Genomic DNA, 17,739 nt, shown 5'->3' on the forward strand with positions numbered 1-17,739 from the left:
TCTAACCTTCATTAGATTATAGCATGTTCTTAATAAAAAACAAATTTAAGTAAGTATTTCAGTATTTATGAAATTATTATTATATAATCTAATTATAAAGTTTATGAAAATAATGGTGGAAACAATGAAAATAATTGCAAAAAATAAAAAAGCGTACTTTAATTATGAATTATTAGAAAAATTAGAAGTGGGAATTGTTTTGACTGGTTCTGAAATTAAATCAATTCGTTTAGGTAATGTATCTTTACAGGATAGTTATGTAACTTTTAGTAATAATGAAGCTTATATTATTAATATGAACATTACTACTTATAAATTTACTACTAGTTATATACTTGATCCATTAAGAAAAAGAAAATTACTTTTAAATGCTCGTGAAATTAAAAAAATTCAACAAGAACAAAAGCAAAAAAACTTAACTGTTGTTCCAACAATGATATATTTAAATAGTAAAAGTAGAGCAAAGTTAGAAATAGCATTGGCTCGTGGTAAAAAAAATTATGATAAAAGAGAGACCATTAAAAATCGTGATGCAGTAAGACAAATCAAAAAATAATAATTTAATTAAGAAAGGAAAAAACTATGATAATATGATTACCTTTCTTAATAATCTTTTGTTTATTTACAAGTTTTTATTTATTTTTTCTTTTTAAGCAAAAGATAAATAAGTGGCAATGATTATTTATTAGTTATTATTTTTTTCTTTATCTTGGTATTAATAGTTTAAAAGCTATTAATAATTTTTTAGTTTTATCATTAACTAATTTAGTAACTGAAGCAATTAGTATTACAGTGATTATTTCGTTTACTGTAATTATTTTTGCTATACCAGCTACTTTTTTTACTGCAAAAGCTGAATTATACTTGTAAGTGCAAGTAAATAAAATTGCAAAAAATTCTCATATAAAAATTTCATAATGCTAAATTTAGTTTAGAAAAAAGTAAGGAGTTTTTATATGAGTTATAAACATCTTGGCATAGATGAAAGGATTTATATTGAGAATCAATTGAAATTTAAATTTAAAATTAGTGAAATAGCTAAAAATCTTAATCGAAGTATTAGTACTATTATTCGAGAAATTAATAGAAATAAAGATAATAATCATTATTTTTCATTAATTGCACAAAATAAAGCTGAAAATCGAAAACAATCACATATTAGTTTTCATAAGTTTAAAAATAAGAATTTAGTAAAATATGTACAACAAAAATTACTATTAGGTTGATCACCTGAACAAATTTATGGCAGAATTAAAAATTTTCATAAAGAGTGAGTTATTAGTTTTAAAACAATTTATACTTGAATTTATTTTGGAATGCTTGATAAAGTTACTAGTAAAAATTTAAGAAGAAAAGGTAAAAAACGAAAATCTAAAGAAAATCGTGGCAAGTTTAATGGTAAATCAATTAAAGAACTAGATATAAATGTTAATGATCGTATAACACTTGGTCATTGAGAAGGAGATACTATAGTATCATCACGAGGTAAAAGCAAATCATGTTTAATAACTTTAGTTGAAAGAGTATCACGATTTACTTTAGCAATATTAGTTAAAAACAGAACTACTAAAGTTATTAATAAAAATGTCAGTTATTATTTATCAATTCTTCCTAAAAACATTGTTAAAACTATTACTTTTGATCGTGGCAAAGAATTTTCAAATTGACAACAACTTGAAAAAAATTTAGATGTAAAAATTTATTTTGCCAATCCATATTCACCTTGACAAAGAGGTACTAATGAAAATACTAATGGTTTAATTAGAGAAAAATTTCCTAAAAAATTTATTTTTTCAAAAACTAATAAAAATGAAGTTCATAAATTTATATTGTCTTTAAATCAAAGACCGAGAAAAATACTAAATTATCTTTCACCAATCGAATATTTGGATAGAAAAATAATTTAGTTGCACTTACCTTTACAATTTAGCTTTAGATTTTATAATTTATGATGAAAGTTTGAAAGAATTATTAGTAATTTTTAAGAAAACCAAAAATTGCTTTATAGTAGAAAGTAATGTATAATATTAGCGGGGATGTTCTGGTTTCGACAGGAGTGAACAACTAATTGTGGCAGTGGTTTGGTAGACCATAATACTACGAGGTTTCATAACCGGAAAACAAACTAAAACCATAGTACCTAACTGATTCACAACAAAGTTAAACAACTTTGGATTTGGTTTAGGAAATCAAGCAGTTTTACCTGCTTAATTACTTAAGAAGTAAATACTACCGTTACTAATAGCAAGTTTATCATTATTAGTAACGTATCATAGGATAAACTAGAAAAAATGATGTTAATAAATTTTTTCGAATTTCCATTAACTAGCTATTCATAATTTCGTATAATTTATTATTAAATAGTGATTTTTCTAAATTATACTAAACTGTAGATACAGTTAGTCAGTTAACTTTTGGACGCGGGTTCGATCCCCGCCATCTCCACCATAAATTAAATGCACAATTGTGCTTTTTTTATTATTTAATTTAATAATTAATTATAAATACCTTTATAAAATTTTAATTAGTGAAATAAATAAGCTAAATTGTAAAGGTAAGTGCAACTAAATTATTTTTCTATCCAAATATTCGATTGGTGAAAGATAATTTAATATTTTTCTCGGTCTTTGATTTAAAGACAATATAAATTTATGAACTTCATTTTTATTAGTTTTTGAAAAAATAAATTTTTTAGGAAATTTTTCTCTAATTAAACCATTATTATTTTCATTAGTACCTCTTTGTCAAGGTGAATATGGATTGGCAAAATAAATTTTTACATCTAAATTTTTTTCAGGTTGTTGTCAATTTGAAAATTCTTTGCCACGATCAAAAGTAATAGTTTTAACAATGTTTTTAGGAAGAATTGATAAATAATAACTGACATTTTTATTAATAACTTTAGTAGTTCTGTTTTTAACTAATATTGCTAAAGTAAATCGTGATACTCTTTCAACTAAAGTTATTAAACATGATTTGCTTTTACCTCGTGATGATACTATAGTATCTCCTTCTCAATGACCAAGTGTTATACGATCATTAACATTTATATCTCGTTCTTTAATTGATTTACCATTAAACTTGCCACGATTTTCTTTAGATTTTCGTTTTTTACCTTTTCTTCTTAAATTTTTACTAGTAACTTTATCAAGCATTCCAAAATAAATTCAAGTATAAATTGTTTTAAAACTAATAACTCACTCTTTATGAAAATTTTTAATTCTGCCATAAATTTGTTCAGATGATCAACCTAATAGTAATTTTTGTTGTACATATTTTACTAAATTCTTATTTTTAAACTTATGAAAACTAATATGTGATTGTTTTCGATTTTCAGCTTTATTTTGTGCAATTAATGAAAAATCATGATTATTATCTTTATTTCTATTAATTTCTCGAATAATAGTACTAATACTTCGATTAAGATTTTTAGCTATTTCACTAATTTTAAATTTAAATTTCAATTGATTCTCAATATAAATACTTTCATCTATGCCAAGATGTTTATAACTCATATAAAAACTCCTTACTTTTTTCTAAACTAAATTTAGCATTATGAAATTTTTATATGAGAATTTTTTGCAATTTTATTTACTTGCACTTACAAGTATAATTCAGCACTTGCACTTACAAGTATAATTCAGCATAATAAAAAAATATTTAAATATTTTATGAATAATATTGTAAAACAAGTTGCAAATAGTAACTAGTCTTGGTAATATTGAAAAGTCTTTAAATTTTTTTCATTATATTTGGAGCCGTGGCCAAGTGGTTTAAGGCATAAGTCTGCAAAACTTTGATCGTCGGTTCGAATCCGATCGGCTCCTCCAAAATATTAATAATATTTACAAATATACTTGTAAATATTACTTTTAATAAGTTATAATTGATTAGGTTTAATGATTTAATGAGTTACTATAAATTTTAGTAATTAAATGCGCCTGTAGATCAATTGGATAGATCGTTTGACTACGGATCAAAAGGTTGTGGGTTCAAGTCCTGCCAGGCGCACCATCGGGATGTGGCTCAGCTTGGTAGAGCGCTCGGTTTGGGACCGAGAGGTCGCAGGTTCGAATCCTGTCTTCCCGACCATTATTAAATAAGGGCCCTTAGCTCATTTGGTAGAGCGCCTGCCTTGCACGCAGGAGGTGGTCGGTTCGATCCCGATAGGGTCCACCATTATATATCGGTTAAACATTTAAACTAAAACTGGCGAGGTAGCTCAGTTGATTAGAGCGTTCGGTTCATACCCGAGAGGCCATGGGTTTGAGTCCCATCCCCGCTACCATAGTCTAGGACCCTTAGCTTAGTTGGTTAAAGCTCCCGGCTCATAACCGGGCGAGCATTGGTTCGAATCCGATAGGGTCCACCATACTTAAATACTCGGAGGCTTACCCAAGTCCGGTTGAAGGGAACAGTCTTGAAAACTGTCAGTGCGCAAGTGCTCGAGGGTTCGAATCCCTCAGCCTCCTCCATTATTATTAAATTTTATACATCGCGGAGTGGGGAAGTGGTATCCCGTCGGGCTCATAATCCGAAGATCATTGGTTCAAATCCAGTCTCCGCAACCACGGTCTTGTGGTAAAGTGGTTAATACGCCTCCCTGTCACGGAGGAGATCGCGGGTTCGATCCCCGTCAAGACCGCCATTTAGAAAATAAAACATAAGCAGTATTAATTTAGAGAGTAAGTAAAAGGTCTTACTCTTTTTTTTATTGGTATAATGAATAATTATTTTACTCATTATGGAAGAAAGTTTTTGATTGATTAAGTAAATTAAGAATATTAAAATACACGTATAGTTTAAATAATAAATATAATTTTATTTAAATTTAACTATTATTAAATAATAGTTTTTAATTTTTAAAAAGGAGCGAAAATATGATGCTGAATTATACTTGTAAGTGCAAGTAAATAAAATTGCAAAAAATTCTCATATAAAAATTTCATAATGCTAAATTTAGTTTAGAAAAAAGTAAGGAGTTTTTATATGAGTTATAAACATCTTGGCATAGATGAAAGGATTTATATTGAGAATCAATTTAAATTTAAATTTAAAATTAGTGAAATAGCTAAAAATCTTAATCGAAGTATTAGTACTATTATTCGAGAAATTAATAGAAATAAAGATAATAATCATGATTTTTCATTAATTGCACAAAATAAAGCTGAAAATCGAAAACAATCACATATTAGTGTTCATAAGTTTAAAAATAAGAATTTAGTAAAATATGTACAACAAAAATTACTATTAGGTTGATCACCTGAACAAATTTATGGCAGAATTAAAAATTTTCATAAAGAGTGAGTTATTAGTTTTAAAACAATTTATACTTGAATTTATTTTGGAATGCTTGATAAAGTTACTAGTAAAAATTTAAGAAGAAAAGGTAAAAAACGAAAATCTAAAGAAAATCGTGGCAAGTTTAATGGTAAATCAATTAAAGAACGAGATATAAATGTTAATGATCGTATAACACTTGGTCATTGAGAAGGAGATACTATAGTATCATCACGAGGTAAAAGCAAATCATGTTTAATAACTTTAGTTGAAAGAGTATCACGATTTACTTTAGCAATATTAGTTAAAAACAGAACTACTAAAGTTATTAATAAAAATGTCAGTTATTATTTATCAATTCTTCCTAAAAACATTGTTAAAACTATTACTTTTGATCGTGGCAAAGAATTTTCAAATTGACAACAACTTGAAAAAAATTTAGATGTAAAAATTTATTTTGCCAATCCATATTCACCTTGACAAAGAGGTACTAATGAAAATAATAATGGTTTAATTAGAGAAAAATTTCCTAAAAAATTTATTTTTTCAAAAACTAATAAAAATGAAGTTCATAAATTTATATTGTCTTTAAATCAAAGACCGAGAAAAATATTAAATTATCTTTCACCAATCGAATATTTGGATAGAAAAATAATTTAGTTGCACTTACCTTTACAATTTAGCAAATTATATGAAAATGAATAGCACCACGAGATTGATATTCATAAACATAAAAATACTTTAATTCTCCTAAATGTTCAAAACGTTTAGGGTCATTTCACCATTTCTTTAATTTAAGAAAAAATAAACGAATATCTTTTTTTGCTTTTTTAATATCTTGTATATTATCTTTATAAGTTAAAGTAATAAAACTCAACATTTTACTATCATAAAAATTATGTAATGCTTTTTGAATTAAATTAGTTTTAGTACGAACAGTATTATTTCTTAATTTTTGTTTATTACCAACATAACATTTACCTTTTTTATTTCCAATATTATTTAAAAAAGAAATAGGTAAAACAACATTTTTAACATAACAAGCATAAAAAATCTTTTTAACATAAAAATCTTGTTGAAAATCCATATATAAAACTCGACTATTCTAGGTTTTAAAAAAACCAATTTTATACATTTTAATAACAAACAAATCTTAACATAAAAAATTATAAAAATAAATATAAAACAAAAACGATACTTAATCATGGAAATAGCTCAAGAGTGATTATATCATATTGGTGTTCCTGAAGAAGAAATCTTTCAACTTGCTAAAAACTAATGTAATGTGGTACCAGTTTATATGCCATTTATTACTTCATACTTTATGCCAAGAGAAATTGGTGATCGTCCTTTAGTAGTTCCGGAAGGTTCAAAAAATTTAGCGTTTATTGGTAATTTTAGTGAAACTGAAGATGATACAGTTTTTACAACCGAATATTCAGTGAGAACTGCTATGGAAGCTGTCTATAAATTATTAAAGGTTGATAGAGGAATACCAGAAGTTTTTGCTTCAGCATATGATATTAGAGTACTATTGAATTCAACTCATATTTTATGAGATAAGAAAAAAATTAATGATATACAAGTTCCTCTCATCTTAAAAATTTTCCGTAGAGGTGCATTAAAAAAAATCAAGGGAACTTTTCTAGAAGAATTACTTGAAAAATCAGGATTATTATAATAAATCCTAATATTTTTAATAATATTTATAAAATAAAATATCTATATTAACTTACCATTTTAAGTATAAAATAAAGAAAAATATTAAAAAAAATTAGTAATATTGTTACAAGTAACATTCATTTCTTTAAAAATAAAGAAATTGCTAACAAATTTAATATTTTAATAATCTTTAAATTTAAAATCAATTAATAATTTCTCATTCTAATGTTTAAAAATTCATAAAATTAATATTATTAATTTTAACTTCAAGATTAAATATAATGTTATAATATTTTTATGTATTATTAAATTATACAAAAGAAAGAGGAATTAACTTATTATGAGTACAATTATTAAAAATGAAGAAAATGAATCAAATGTTCAACAATTTCAAGTTGGTGACATTATTACCGTAACTCCAACTGGAATAAAGGAATTTGGAGTTTTTTGTAAGTGTCCAAATGGATTTTCTGGTTTAATTCACATTAGTCGTATTACCCCTAAATTTGTTAAAAATGTTAGTGATTATTTTACAATTGGTACATCAGTTAAAGCAGAAATAACAGGTATTGATCATACTAAACAACAATTAAGTTTAAGTACAAAAGAACAAGGATTAGTTGCAAAGAATAATTCTTCAATTGAAGAAAATGGTAAAGGATTTGCACCAATAAGAGAAACTGTTGATAATTGATTTAAAAAAGAGGAAAATAATTAAAATACTATTTTTCTTCCAAATAATAAAAAATATTGCTATTTAATGGCAATATTTTTTATTTTTTTCTTGCAATCTAAAATTTTTACAACTATATTTTTATTATAAATATTAAATAGTATTATTACGAATTAATATTTTAATTTTAAATACTATAAGGAGGTTATAGAATAGTGATAAAAACTAATTTAAAGTTTACTAATTTAGATATGAAAGAATTATCAACTTTATATCAAGAAAAAGTAACGGTGATTAACGCTGAACTGGAAAGTAATGCTAAAAATGAAGATGGTTGATTAGGATGAATTGATTTTCCATTTGCATACCAAAAAGACATTACTTTTCAAGACTCTTGAAAACGAATGAAAACTCTAGCATTGAAACTACAAAAAGAAATACAAGTTTTAGTAGTAATTGGTATTGGTGGATCATACTTAGGTGCTAGAGCAGGAATTGATATGGTGCAAGGTTTATTTAATAATACCGCTCCTGTTAAAGTAATTTATATGGGTAATACCATGAGTTCAACTTATGTTCACCAAGTTTTATCATATTTAAAAGATAAAGAATTTGCCATTAATGTTATTTCTAAATCAGGAACTACTACTGAACCAGCAATAGCCTTTCGTTTGTTAAAAGAACTATTAATTAAACAAAAGAAAAATAAGAATATTGTTAATAACAGAATTATCGCTACTACTGATAAAACAAGAGGAGTACTCCATGATTTGGCAAAAGAAGAAGGATATGAAAGCTTTGTTATTACCGATAATATCGGTGGTAGATACTCTGTTTTAACTCCTGTTGGTATTTTTCCGATGATGGTAGCAGGAATTAACTGTGAAGAAATTATTGCTGGTGCGCAATTAGCAGCAAAAGAATGTAAAAGTGATAAAATTGATGTTAATGATGCCTATTTATATGCAGTTTCTCGCTATCATTTACATAAAACTAATAATAAAGCAGTTGAAATTTTAGTAAGCTATGAATTACAAATGCAAATGTTATGTGAATGATGAAAACAATTATTTGGTGAGTCAGAAGGTAAGGATGGCAAAGGATTATTACCAGCTAGTGTTGTTTTTTCAACTGATTTACATTCAATGGGCCAATTTATTCAAGAAGGTTCAAAAATGTTTTTTGAAACAGTAATAAAAATCAAAAAACCTAATGAAGATATCAAAATTCCACTTGATAAAGAAAACAATGATCAATTAAACTATTTAACAAAACATTCTTTACATGAAATTAATAATATTGCCTTACAAGGAACTATTGAAGCTCATAGTGATGAAATAGTAGGAAAAACACCAAATATTTTATTAGAATGGGATACAATGGATGGCAAAATGTTTGGTTATGCTAGTTATTTCTTTATGAAGGCTTGTGCTGTTAGTGCAAAATTATTAGGTGTTGACCCATTTAACCAACCTGGTGTTGAAGTATACAAAAAGAAAATGTTTACATTATTAGGTAAAAAATAATTTCCTAATAATAAATTTAATAAAACATTAAAATATAGTTATATGCTAAATTGTAAAGGTAAGTGCAACTAAATTATTTTTCTATCCAAATATTCGATTGGTGAAAGATAATTTAGTATTTTTCTCGGTCTTTGATTTAAAGACAATATAAATTTATGAACTTCATTTTTATTAGTTTTTGAAAAAATAAATTTTTTAGGAATTTTTTCTCTAATTAAACCATTAGTATTTTCATTAGTACCTCTTTGTCAAGGTGAATATGGATTGGCAAAATAAATTTTTACATCTAAATTTTTTTCAAGTTGTTGTCAATTTGAAAATTCTTTGCCACGATCAAAAGTAATAGTTTTAACAATGTTTTTAGGAAGAATTGATAAATAATAACTGACATTTTTATTAATAACTTTAGTAGTTCTGTTTTTAACTAATATTGCTAAAGTAAATCGTGATACTCTTTCAACTAAAGTTATTAAACATGATTTGCTTTTACCTCGTGATGATACTATAGTATCTCCTTCTCAATGACCAAGTGTTATACGATCATTAACATTTATATCTCGTTCTTTAATTGATTTACCATTAAACTTGCCACGATTTTCTTTAGATTTTCGTTTTTTACCTTTTCTTCTTAAATTTTTACTAGTAACTTTATCAAGCATTCCAAAATAAATTCAAGTATAAATTGTTTTAAAACTAATAACTCACTCTTTATGAAAATTTTTAATTCTGCCATAAATTTGTTCAGGTGATCAACCTAATAGTAATTTTTGTTGTACATATTTTACTAAATTCTTATTTTTAAACTTATGAAAACTAATATGTGATTGTTTTCGATTTTCAGCTTTATTTTGTGCAATTAATGAAAAATAATGATTATTATCTTTATTTCTATTAATTTCTCGAATAATAGTACTAATACTTCGATTAAGATTTTTAGCTATTTCACTAATTTTAAATTTAAATTTCAATTGATTCTCAATATAAATCCTTTCATCTATGCCAAGATGTTTATAACTCATATAAAAACTCCTTACTTTTTTCTAAACTAAATTTAGCATTATGAAATTTTTATATGAGAATTTTTTGCAATTTTATTTACTTGCACTTACAAGTATAATTCAGCAAATTTATTTTATTTAAAATTCTACTTTAATTAAATAACATCCTTAACAATAGTAATGCCATTTTTAAGCATTGAATATCATGCATATTGATTTAAAATATGAGCTGGATGCTCTGGTTCATCATAAGTATTTGTCATTGTCATTGGAACAATAACATTTACTTCTTTATTGTGCTGATTAAATCAAGTTTTACAACTAATAGCAAATTGATAAATACAAATATCAGTACAACAACCAACAATAATAATGTTATCCCATTGTAAATTTGGCTTAAAATCAAAAGCAAAAAAACCATTAGTACTATTTTTTTTAATAATCTTAATATTGTCAAATTTTAATTCTTCTACTAACTCTGATTCAATAGTATTTTCCAAACAATGACTAGGAAAAGTATGAAATTCGGGACTATGTTCATTATGAGCATCATTAAAAGCAATAACTTTAGTTTCATTAGTATTTACTTTTGCTAATAAATTTTTAATTGGTTTAATAATTGAATTAATATTGGGTGAAAATAAATTTCCTTTTTTAGCAAAGCCATTAACCATATCAACAATAAATATAATATTATGACCTTTTAAAGTTTTAAAATTTAAATTAACTGTTTGATCCAAAGTTTTATTTATAATTTCAATAAATGAATCATTATTTTTCATTATTCACCTCTATTTTTTAAAAATTAATCGTTTAATAATAAATCAAATTATACTACAGCCAGAACAAATTGGCATTAAGAAAATAGTAAAAATAATTCCTACTTTTAAAAAGAAAATATCTACTGTTATTCCCTGACTACTTTGATAGATTAAACTATCAATTACACCATTTATATAAATAAAATTAAATCCATTACAAATGTTTTCTATTTTAATACTTAATAACATAATTAACCCTAATAACAAAAATATAAAACCAGAAAAAAATAAAATAGTAATTATTTTTTCATCAAGAGGTAATTTTTTTCATCAATTTTTAGTTATCATTATTATCACCTATTTTTTTTAATTATATCATTGTTATATTACTGCTATAAAATAAATAAAAAAATTCTTACTTTAATGTGAAAAATAAGAATTTTTTAAAATTAATAAATCGCTATTTTTATTTTTTTACTACTTTTAAATAACAACTGTATCCAAAAATAATAAGACTTGTAAAAAATAAGATTGGAGTAGCAATAACCGCTAAGATTACTCCTATTTGTAACTGTGCTGCTGTACCTGTTAAAGTTGCAGTTCCACCTAATGCAGCAACTGCAATTTTTAATTTATCAAAAAAATCAGTTAATGACATAGTAACACCAAAATTAGTTATACTACCCTTAATAAAAACTCCAATATTTCAAGGATGAGAATTTCTTAAAATTCAAAACCCATCATGACTTTCAGCCGCTTTAGCTCCTAGAGGTTTAACTGTTAAAGATACTGTTCCAATTAAAATTAATCCTAAAATCATTACTATTAACATAGTTATAAATACGTAAATGCTAATTTTATCTAACTTTGATAATTTTTTTCAAATTTTTTGCATAAATTTTCCCTTTCTTTTAATATAAATATGGCTCAAAAAAATTTTAGCAAACTTTAAAAAAATATTATATTTAAAATATATAAAGCTGAAAATAGGTATAAAATAGTAATATTTAACATAAAATTATTTTTTTTGGTTTTTTCTTTTAACTTTTCTTTTAAAAAATAATTAAAAATAAAATAATTTTACATTATCTTTAAAAAATAATTGTAAATGTGAAAAATATCTATTATAATGATTAAGGTTTTTAAGAATAAATAATTCTAATAAAACAATAAATAAGGAGTATTAGCTCAGCTGGGAGAGCAATTGCCTTACAAGCAATAGGTCGGCGGTTCAAGTCCGTCATACTCCACCATTTACCTGCTGATGTGGCTCAATCCGGCAGAGCAACGGTTTTGTAAACCGTAGGTTGCAGGTTCGATTCCTGTCATCAGCACCATTATTATTTATGGAGGGGTAGCAAAGTGGCCAACTGCACCTGGCTGTAAACCAGATCTCTTCGAGTTCGGGGGTTCGACTCCCTCCCCCTCCACCATATACTTATTGGGGTGTAGCCAAGCGGTAAGGCAACGGCCTTTGACGCCGTCATGCGTTGGTTCAAATCCAACCACCTCAGCCATATATTTTATTAATTTGTCCTCGTAGCTCAGCGGTAGAGCACTCGGCTTTTAACCGAGGTGTCGCAAGTTCGATCCTTGCCGGGGACACCATTTGATGCCCAGGTGGTGAAATGGCAGACACGTCGGGCTTAAGATCCGATGACTTTTACAGGTTGTGCGAGTTCGAGTCTCGCTCTGGGCACCATTTTATATATTTATTAATGATGAGGAAGTATTCCTCATTTTTTATAAGCAAGTAAACTATATTTTGCCCAGATGGCGAAATGGCAGACGCAGTAGACTCAAAATCTACCGAGAAATCATGCGGGTTCGAGTCCCGCTCTGGGCACCACTAATATTAAATTATTAGTATAAAAAGGTATTCTTTTAAGAATACCTTTTTATTTTTATAATATTAAATATTATTAAACTGATAATCGACGTTCTGAAGATTGTTGTTTAACAGGCAAACGTTCTTCAGAATTTAATGCTGCTGTATTAAGTGGTTTAGGATCAGCTATTTCAACAACATGAGAAGTTGACATGACTGATTGTGTTTCCTCTCCATTATTAATTTTTTCTGGATTAAAAGGTTTATTTAATAATGGATTATTATCATCACTATCTTCAGAACTTGATGATGATGGTGAAGATGTACTGCTAGAAATATTTTCATAATTATCTTCCTCATCAAAATCATTAACATCCGCACATCAATTTTCATATAATTCCATTCCAGTATTTACTAATAAACCAGTACCAACTATTGCAAGACCAGCTATTGTGTCTCAAAAAGCTGTTGATCTTTTCTTATAAAATGGTTGGTCATCATCATTATTATTTGGATTACTTAATTCATGATATGCAAAAAGACTAACACCAGTAATTGCACTAGCAATAGTTATTGGTGCTAATAAACTTGCAGCTGTATTACCTATTTTTTGTCATATATTACGTTGTTGATTTATTGCATTTTCTTCATTATTAGGTGCACAACATTCTGATATTTTTTTACTAATTGTCACTATATGATTTAAACTTGAAGCTGCTGCTGCTGTAATAAAAGCATATGTAACAGGTAATGTATCTGGATTGGGTGTTGGTCAGTTAAGTCAAGCTACTGCTAGTGGTAATAATGGTGCTGTTGCAAAACTCACTCCTGTTAATAAATTATTAATCCTTACATTATTAATATTTCAATATCTTAATATTAAATTAGTTAACGAAATTTTTGAATTAATTCCTCCTTCCAACATAAAAAATAATGCTGGTGCTAGTGATAATACTCCATCTTGATATAATAAATAGTTACCCCCAGTTACCATTCAATTACCAAGAGTAAGTAACACATCTCTTATAGTAGGTACTACCCTATTTCTATTATTAGTTGATATTAAATCATTTGGTAATAATTGTTCTGTAGAAGAATAACTTCTTGCTGGTGATGAATCCATATTTTTCATCCTTTCTAAAAAATAATTTAAAGTAATAAAATTAATATAAAAACACCCATATTAAGAATTACAATTCTTAAATATGAGCTAAACTCTAGTCTTTATTTATTACTTCTTGTATTATAACCCTATATTAAATAAATGCAAGTAATATAATCATTAATATTGAAATTATGAAAAATAATTTTAATAACTTGCTAAATTGTAAAGGTAAGTGCAACTAAATTATTTTTCTATCCAAATATTCGATTGGTGAAAGATAATTTAGTATTTTTCTCGGTCTTTGATTTAAAGACAATATAAATTTATGAACTTCATTTTTATTAGTTTTTGAAAAAATAAATTTTTTAGGAAATTTTTCTCTAATTAAACCATTAGTATTTTCATTAGTACCTCTTTGTCAAGGTGAATATGGATTGGCAAAATAAATTTTTACATCTAAATTTTTTTCAAGTTGTTGTCAATTTGAAAATTCTTTGCCACGATCAAAAGTAATAGTTTTAACAATGTTTTTAGGAAGAATTGATAAATAATAACTGACATTTTTATTAATAACTTTAGTAGTTCTGTTTTTAACTAATATTGCTAAAGTAAATCGTGATACTCTTTCAACTAAAGTTATTAAACATGATTTGCTTTTACCTCGTGATGATACTATAGTATCTCCTTCTCAATGACCAAGTGTTATAAGATCATTAACATTTATATCTCGTTCTTTAATTGATTTACCATTAAACTTGCCACGATTTTCTTTAGATTTTCGTTTTTTACCTTTTCTTCTTAAATTTTTACTAGTAACTTTATCAAGCATTCCAAAATAAATTCAAGTATAAATTGTTTTAAAACTAATAACTCACTCTTTATGAAAATTTTTAATTCTGCCATAAATTTGTTCAGGTGATCAACCTAATAGTAATTTTTGTTGTACATATTTTACTAAATTCTTATTTTTAAACTTATGAAAACTAATATGTGATTGTTTTCGATTTTCAGCTTTATTTTGTGCAATTAATGAAAAATAATGATTATTATCTTTATTTCTATTAATTTCTCGAATAATAGTACTAATACTTCGATTAAGATTTTTAGCTATTTCACTAATTTTAAATTTAAATTTCAAGTGATTCTCAATATAAATCCTTTCATCTATGCCAAGATGTTTATAACTCATATAAAAACTCCTTACTTTTTTCTAAACTAAATTTAGCATTATGAAATTTTTATATGAGAATTTTTTGCAATTTTATTTACTTGCACTTACAAGTATAATTCAGCTTTTAATAATATCATTTGATTAAATAAAATAAACTTTTGATTTTCTATATATTTTCCAATACACATTATTAATAAATAACATCGCAAAATTTTATTTACTGAAATTAGTTTTAATAAAATATTTTTTTTGTATAATTAACTGTTATAAAGGAGGTCATTTATTAATATGAAAAAACAACGCTTAAATATCTCAAAATTAGGATTTTTACTTTCAGTAATGGGTTCGGCAGTAGGATTAGGTGGTATTTGAGGATTTCTAACTCAAATGTATAACCATCATGGTGCTTTTCTAATCCCTTTTTTAATATGTATGGTAATTTGTGCAATACCAGTTTTATTTATTGAAATGACAATTGGTAATAAATATCGCAAAAATCATATTGAATTTTTTAGTGAGGTTGGAGGTAAAAAGGGTGCTTTTTTCTCTTGATTGCATTCAACAACCGTTATTTTACTAAGTACTTATTATAGTGTTTTAGTAGGATGAACTTTAATTAATATTATTATTAGTTTTACTTCTAATTTAAATAAAGGTTCTTATTTTTATCATAATATTTTACAACAAACAAATGATCAAGATATTAGCAATTTAAATAGCCTAGGTAACTTAAATTGAATGATTTTACTTGCAACAATTGGTGTATGAATTATTTTGGGTATCATTCTACTAGGTGGTGTTGAAAAAGGAATTGAAAAAGCCAATAAAATTATGATTCCATTTTTATTTTTAATGATTATTATTTTAGCAATTTATACTAGTACATTATCAGGTGCTAAACTTGGATTAAATGTAATGTTTGATTTAGATGCTAAAGAATTATTAAATCCTGGATTATGAAAAGATGCTTTTGGTCAATCATTCTTTATGTTATCAACATGTACAGGAACCATTTATATTTATGCAGCTCATGCTCCTGAAAAACAAGATAGTACTAATCAAGCTTTTGTAGTAGCCTTTGGTACTAGCGTTATTGGTATATTAACAACAATTATTGTTTTTAATTCAATAGGTGCAATTGCTCAAAATCAAGGTAAAACTGATATTAAATATGTATTTCAAGCAGGACCTGCTTTGATTTTCCAAGTAATACCACAATTATTTGCTATTATTAATAATCAAGTTCCTATTTTAGGAAATATTTTAGCAATATTATTTTTTGTTACACTTTTCTTTGCGGGTATGTCCTCACTAATTGGTCAAGTTGAATCAATGGTAAATGGTCTAGAATATGAAATTCATTTAAAGCGCAAACAAGCATTAGCAATATCATTATTAGGAGCAATGGCAGTATCAGTATTATTTACCTTTAGTAATTCACCAGCGCTGTTTAATGGGCTAGCAATCTGAGTAGCACAAATTTGACTACTAATAATTGGGTTTATTTTATTAATTGGTATTAGTCCATATGGCTGAAAACTATATGATACATTAAAATTATATAATAATGAAAATTCATGAATGAAATGAACAAAAGGATATAAAATAGTAATTTTAATTATCGCACCAATTTTAATTTTAATTAATATTGCTACTGGTATCTATGATTTTATTATTAATATTATCAATGCTAATTTTGTCTATGGTACAGTTGGTCTAACACTTGGTGTTGGGTTAGTTTTACTTTTAACTTTTATCTTAACTTATCATCAAAATATTCATAATGTTTTTAATAAATTATTTAAAATAAAAACAAAAACTGAAAGAGGTTAAAAAACATGGATGTTGGAGCAATTATTTTCATGGTAATTTCTTTAGTAAGTATTATTGGTCTTTTTATTTTCTTTGTCATAATGGATTTTAAGAGTCATAAAAAACAAAAAAGAAAAGAAAAAAACAAAGAATAATATTTTTTAAAATATTTTAGTATACTTATGATAAAGTATTATAATTAGGTTTTTTTGTAATCTGGCATTTTAATGCCAGATTACAAAACTTATTATTAAATGGTGAGTGAAATGGAAAAAAATAAATTAAAACAAATTTTATTAATTAGCAAAATAACTTTAACAATTGCTTCTTTATTTTTATTTTTAGTTTGACTAATGTTTATGACTAATAATTTTTTTCCTAAATCTCAAAACTCATTTGTTGCCAAAATTATGAATACTTCAATTCAAATTATGATTTGACCAATTACTAGTATAATTCTATTTATTTTTATTATGCCAATATGAGTTACTAATAAAAAACAAATTTTATTAGTATTTTTAACACTGTCACTAATTATCACAATATTGTGCACAACTTTTCTTTTTAGTTTAAACATTAATAAATTCTGAATTATATGATTAATTGCTCATTTTTTTGCTATAGCTTCAATTATTTTTGTCATTGTTTCTTTTTTCTTTAAAAAAAAACTTCTTTTATTTAAAAAGAAAAAAAATAAACATATTGAAAAAAAGATTAAAAAATAATTTTTTTTAACTTGTTTATCAAAAGTAGTTGACTTTAATTTTAGTAATATGATATAAATACATGGTGGTTAACATAACTGCGGGTGTCGTATAATGGTATTATTACAGCCTTCCAAGCTGAAGACGTGGGTTCGATTCCCATCACCCGCTCCATTATAAAATAAAAAAAGGCGTATTAATTACGGCTTTTATTTTTTT

16 protein-coding genes, 17 tRNA genes, 1 other RNA gene and 1 pseudogene are annotated in these 17,739 nt (G+C 25.5%); 26 read left to right on the forward strand and 9 right to left on the reverse strand.

Annotated features, from left to right (window positions below; genetic code table 4):
* The first annotated feature begins 124 nt into the window (after positions 1 to 124).
* The 3 genes from smpB to ssrA all read left to right on the forward strand — a co-directional run bounded on the left by smpB (position 125) and on the right by ssrA (position 2,448).
* The gene (gene smpB / locus AAHM79_RS01700) at positions 125 to 556 is read left to right on the forward strand and encodes an SsrA-binding protein (RefSeq protein WP_252320720.1); all 432 of its coding nucleotides are present in this window, start codon (positions 125 to 127) and stop codon (positions 554 to 556) included.
* Between the two features lie 400 nt (positions 557 to 956).
* A complete protein-coding gene (locus AAHM79_RS01705; RefSeq protein WP_342257949.1) occupies positions 957 to 1,907 on the forward strand; it encodes an IS30 family transposase in 951 nt (316 codons plus the stop codon).
* 125 nt (positions 1,908 to 2,032) lie between these two features.
* Positions 2,033 to 2,448, forward strand: a transfer-messenger RNA (tmRNA) gene (ssrA, locus tag AAHM79_RS01710).
* 116 nt (positions 2,449 to 2,564) lie between these two features.
* Here ssrA and AAHM79_RS01715 read toward each other — a convergent pair.
* Positions 2,565 to 3,515, reverse strand: coding sequence for an IS30 family transposase (locus tag AAHM79_RS01715; protein ID WP_342257950.1), 951 nt, complete (start codon positions 3,513 to 3,515; stop codon positions 2,565 to 2,567).
* 239 nt (positions 3,516 to 3,754) lie between these two features.
* Here AAHM79_RS01715 and AAHM79_RS01720 point away from each other — a divergent pair.
* From AAHM79_RS01720 to AAHM79_RS01765, 10 genes are all read left to right on the forward strand, one after another.
* Positions 3,755 to 3,830 (forward strand) — tRNA-Cys (locus AAHM79_RS01720).
* A 107-nt stretch (positions 3,831 to 3,937) separates the two neighbouring features.
* Positions 3,938 to 4,014, forward strand: a tRNA-Arg gene (locus tag AAHM79_RS01725).
* A gap of 1 nt (position 4,015) precedes the next feature.
* Positions 4,016 to 4,092 (forward strand) — tRNA-Pro (locus AAHM79_RS01730).
* Between the two features lie 11 nt (positions 4,093 to 4,103).
* A tRNA-Ala gene (locus tag AAHM79_RS01735) sits at positions 4,104 to 4,179 on the forward strand.
* A 32-nt stretch (positions 4,180 to 4,211) separates the two neighbouring features.
* Positions 4,212 to 4,288 (forward strand) — tRNA-Met (locus tag AAHM79_RS01740).
* Between the two features lie 7 nt (positions 4,289 to 4,295).
* A tRNA-Ile gene (locus AAHM79_RS01745) sits at positions 4,296 to 4,372 on the forward strand.
* A 13-nt stretch (positions 4,373 to 4,385) separates the two neighbouring features.
* A tRNA-Ser gene (locus tag AAHM79_RS01750) sits at positions 4,386 to 4,475 on the forward strand.
* A gap of 21 nt (positions 4,476 to 4,496) precedes the next feature.
* A tRNA-Met gene (locus AAHM79_RS01755) sits at positions 4,497 to 4,571 on the forward strand.
* Between the two features lies 1 nt (position 4,572).
* Positions 4,573 to 4,648, forward strand: a tRNA-Asp gene (locus AAHM79_RS01760).
* A 341-nt stretch (positions 4,649 to 4,989) separates the two neighbouring features.
* The gene (locus tag AAHM79_RS01765; RefSeq protein ID WP_342257951.1) at positions 4,990 to 5,940 is read left to right on the forward strand and encodes an IS30 family transposase; all 951 of its coding nucleotides are present in this window, start codon (positions 4,990 to 4,992) and stop codon (positions 5,938 to 5,940) included.
* Positions 5,941 to 5,959: 19 nt separating this feature from the next.
* Here the strand turns inward: AAHM79_RS01765 and AAHM79_RS01770 are convergent, their stop codons facing one another.
* Positions 5,960 to 6,367 (reverse strand): rolling circle replication-associated protein, encoded by a 408-nt coding sequence (locus AAHM79_RS01770; protein ID WP_342257952.1) that lies wholly within the window; start codon positions 6,365 to 6,367, stop codon positions 5,960 to 5,962.
* Between the two features lie 120 nt (positions 6,368 to 6,487).
* Between AAHM79_RS01770 and AAHM79_RS01775 the strand changes: the two are divergent.
* The 3 genes and pseudogenes from AAHM79_RS01775 to AAHM79_RS01785 form a co-directional block, all read left to right on the forward strand.
* Positions 6,488 to 6,961, forward strand: a pseudogene (locus AAHM79_RS01775) (oleate hydratase); the annotation flags it as partial.
* Between the two features lie 321 nt (positions 6,962 to 7,282).
* Entirely contained in the window at positions 7,283 to 7,660 is a 378-nt protein-coding gene (locus AAHM79_RS01780; protein ID WP_252318945.1) for a S1 RNA-binding domain-containing protein, read from the forward strand.
* A 170-nt stretch (positions 7,661 to 7,830) separates the two neighbouring features.
* Positions 7,831 to 9,141, forward strand: coding sequence for a glucose-6-phosphate isomerase (locus AAHM79_RS01785; protein ID WP_425289544.1), 1,311 nt, complete (start codon positions 7,831 to 7,833; stop codon positions 9,139 to 9,141).
* 68 nt (positions 9,142 to 9,209) lie between these two features.
* Here the strand turns inward: AAHM79_RS01785 and AAHM79_RS01790 are convergent, their stop codons facing one another.
* The 4 genes from AAHM79_RS01790 to AAHM79_RS01805 all read right to left on the reverse strand — a co-directional run bounded on the left by AAHM79_RS01790 (position 9,210) and on the right by AAHM79_RS01805 (position 11,795).
* On the reverse strand, positions 9,210 to 10,160 hold the full coding sequence (locus tag AAHM79_RS01790) for an IS30 family transposase (RefSeq protein WP_342257955.1): 951 nt from the start codon (positions 10,158 to 10,160) through the stop codon (positions 9,210 to 9,212).
* A 134-nt stretch (positions 10,161 to 10,294) separates the two neighbouring features.
* A complete protein-coding gene (locus AAHM79_RS01795) occupies positions 10,295 to 10,921 on the reverse strand; it encodes an isochorismatase family cysteine hydrolase (RefSeq protein ID WP_342257956.1) in 627 nt (208 codons plus the stop codon).
* A gap of 9 nt (positions 10,922 to 10,930) precedes the next feature.
* Positions 10,931 to 11,248, reverse strand: coding sequence for a hypothetical protein (locus AAHM79_RS01800; RefSeq protein WP_342257957.1), 318 nt, complete (start codon positions 11,246 to 11,248; stop codon positions 10,931 to 10,933).
* A gap of 118 nt (positions 11,249 to 11,366) precedes the next feature.
* A complete protein-coding gene (locus AAHM79_RS01805; protein WP_342257958.1) occupies positions 11,367 to 11,795 on the reverse strand; it encodes a hypothetical protein in 429 nt (142 codons plus the stop codon).
* A gap of 282 nt (positions 11,796 to 12,077) precedes the next feature.
* Here AAHM79_RS01805 and AAHM79_RS01810 point away from each other — a divergent pair.
* The 7 genes from AAHM79_RS01810 to AAHM79_RS01840 all read left to right on the forward strand — a co-directional run bounded on the left by AAHM79_RS01810 (position 12,078) and on the right by AAHM79_RS01840 (position 12,749).
* Positions 12,078 to 12,153, forward strand: a tRNA-Val gene (locus AAHM79_RS01810).
* Positions 12,154 to 12,160: 7 nt separating this feature from the next.
* Positions 12,161 to 12,237: transfer RNA gene (locus tag AAHM79_RS01815), tRNA-Thr, on the forward strand.
* Between the two features lie 11 nt (positions 12,238 to 12,248).
* Positions 12,249 to 12,333 (forward strand) — tRNA-Tyr (locus AAHM79_RS01820).
* Between the two features lie 9 nt (positions 12,334 to 12,342).
* A tRNA-Gln gene (locus AAHM79_RS01825) sits at positions 12,343 to 12,417 on the forward strand.
* A gap of 16 nt (positions 12,418 to 12,433) precedes the next feature.
* Positions 12,434 to 12,508: transfer RNA gene (locus tag AAHM79_RS01830), tRNA-Lys, on the forward strand.
* Between the two features lie 6 nt (positions 12,509 to 12,514).
* Positions 12,515 to 12,602: transfer RNA gene (locus AAHM79_RS01835), tRNA-Leu, on the forward strand.
* Between the two features lie 65 nt (positions 12,603 to 12,667).
* Positions 12,668 to 12,749, forward strand: a tRNA-Leu gene (locus AAHM79_RS01840).
* A 73-nt stretch (positions 12,750 to 12,822) separates the two neighbouring features.
* On the opposite strand, the gene AAHM79_RS01845 is transcribed toward AAHM79_RS01840, so the two are convergent.
* Positions 12,823 to 13,860 (reverse strand): hypothetical protein, encoded by a 1,038-nt coding sequence (locus tag AAHM79_RS01845; RefSeq protein WP_342257959.1) that lies wholly within the window; start codon positions 13,858 to 13,860, stop codon positions 12,823 to 12,825.
* A 211-nt stretch (positions 13,861 to 14,071) separates the two neighbouring features.
* Entirely contained in the window at positions 14,072 to 15,022 is a 951-nt protein-coding gene (locus AAHM79_RS01850) for an IS30 family transposase (RefSeq protein ID WP_342257960.1), read from the reverse strand.
* Positions 15,023 to 15,292: 270 nt separating this feature from the next.
* Between AAHM79_RS01850 and AAHM79_RS01855 the strand changes: the two genes are divergently transcribed.
* Both AAHM79_RS01855 and AAHM79_RS01860 read left to right on the forward strand, forming a co-directional pair.
* Positions 15,293 to 16,837 (forward strand): sodium-dependent transporter, encoded by a 1,545-nt coding sequence (locus AAHM79_RS01855; protein ID WP_342257961.1) that lies wholly within the window; start codon positions 15,293 to 15,295, stop codon positions 16,835 to 16,837.
* Positions 16,838 to 16,842: 5 nt separating this feature from the next.
* Entirely contained in the window at positions 16,843 to 16,971 is a 129-nt protein-coding gene (locus AAHM79_RS01860) for a hypothetical protein (protein ID WP_342257962.1), read from the forward strand.
* 95 nt (positions 16,972 to 17,066) lie between these two features.
* Here the strand turns inward: AAHM79_RS01860 and AAHM79_RS01865 are convergent, their stop codons facing one another.
* Entirely contained in the window at positions 17,067 to 17,459 is a 393-nt protein-coding gene (locus tag AAHM79_RS01865) for a hypothetical protein (protein WP_339039793.1), read from the reverse strand.
* Positions 17,460 to 17,620: 161 nt separating this feature from the next.
* Here AAHM79_RS01865 and AAHM79_RS01870 point away from each other — a divergent pair.
* Positions 17,621 to 17,694, forward strand: a tRNA-Gly gene (locus AAHM79_RS01870).
* The last annotated feature ends 45 nt before the right edge of the window (positions 17,695 to 17,739 follow it).

The sequence above is a fragment of the Spiroplasma endosymbiont of Nomada ruficornis genome (assembly GCF_964030795.1).
Taxonomy (GTDB): Bacteria; Bacillota_I; Bacilli_A; order Mycoplasmatales; family VBWQ01; genus Spiroplasma_E; species Spiroplasma_E ixodetis_A.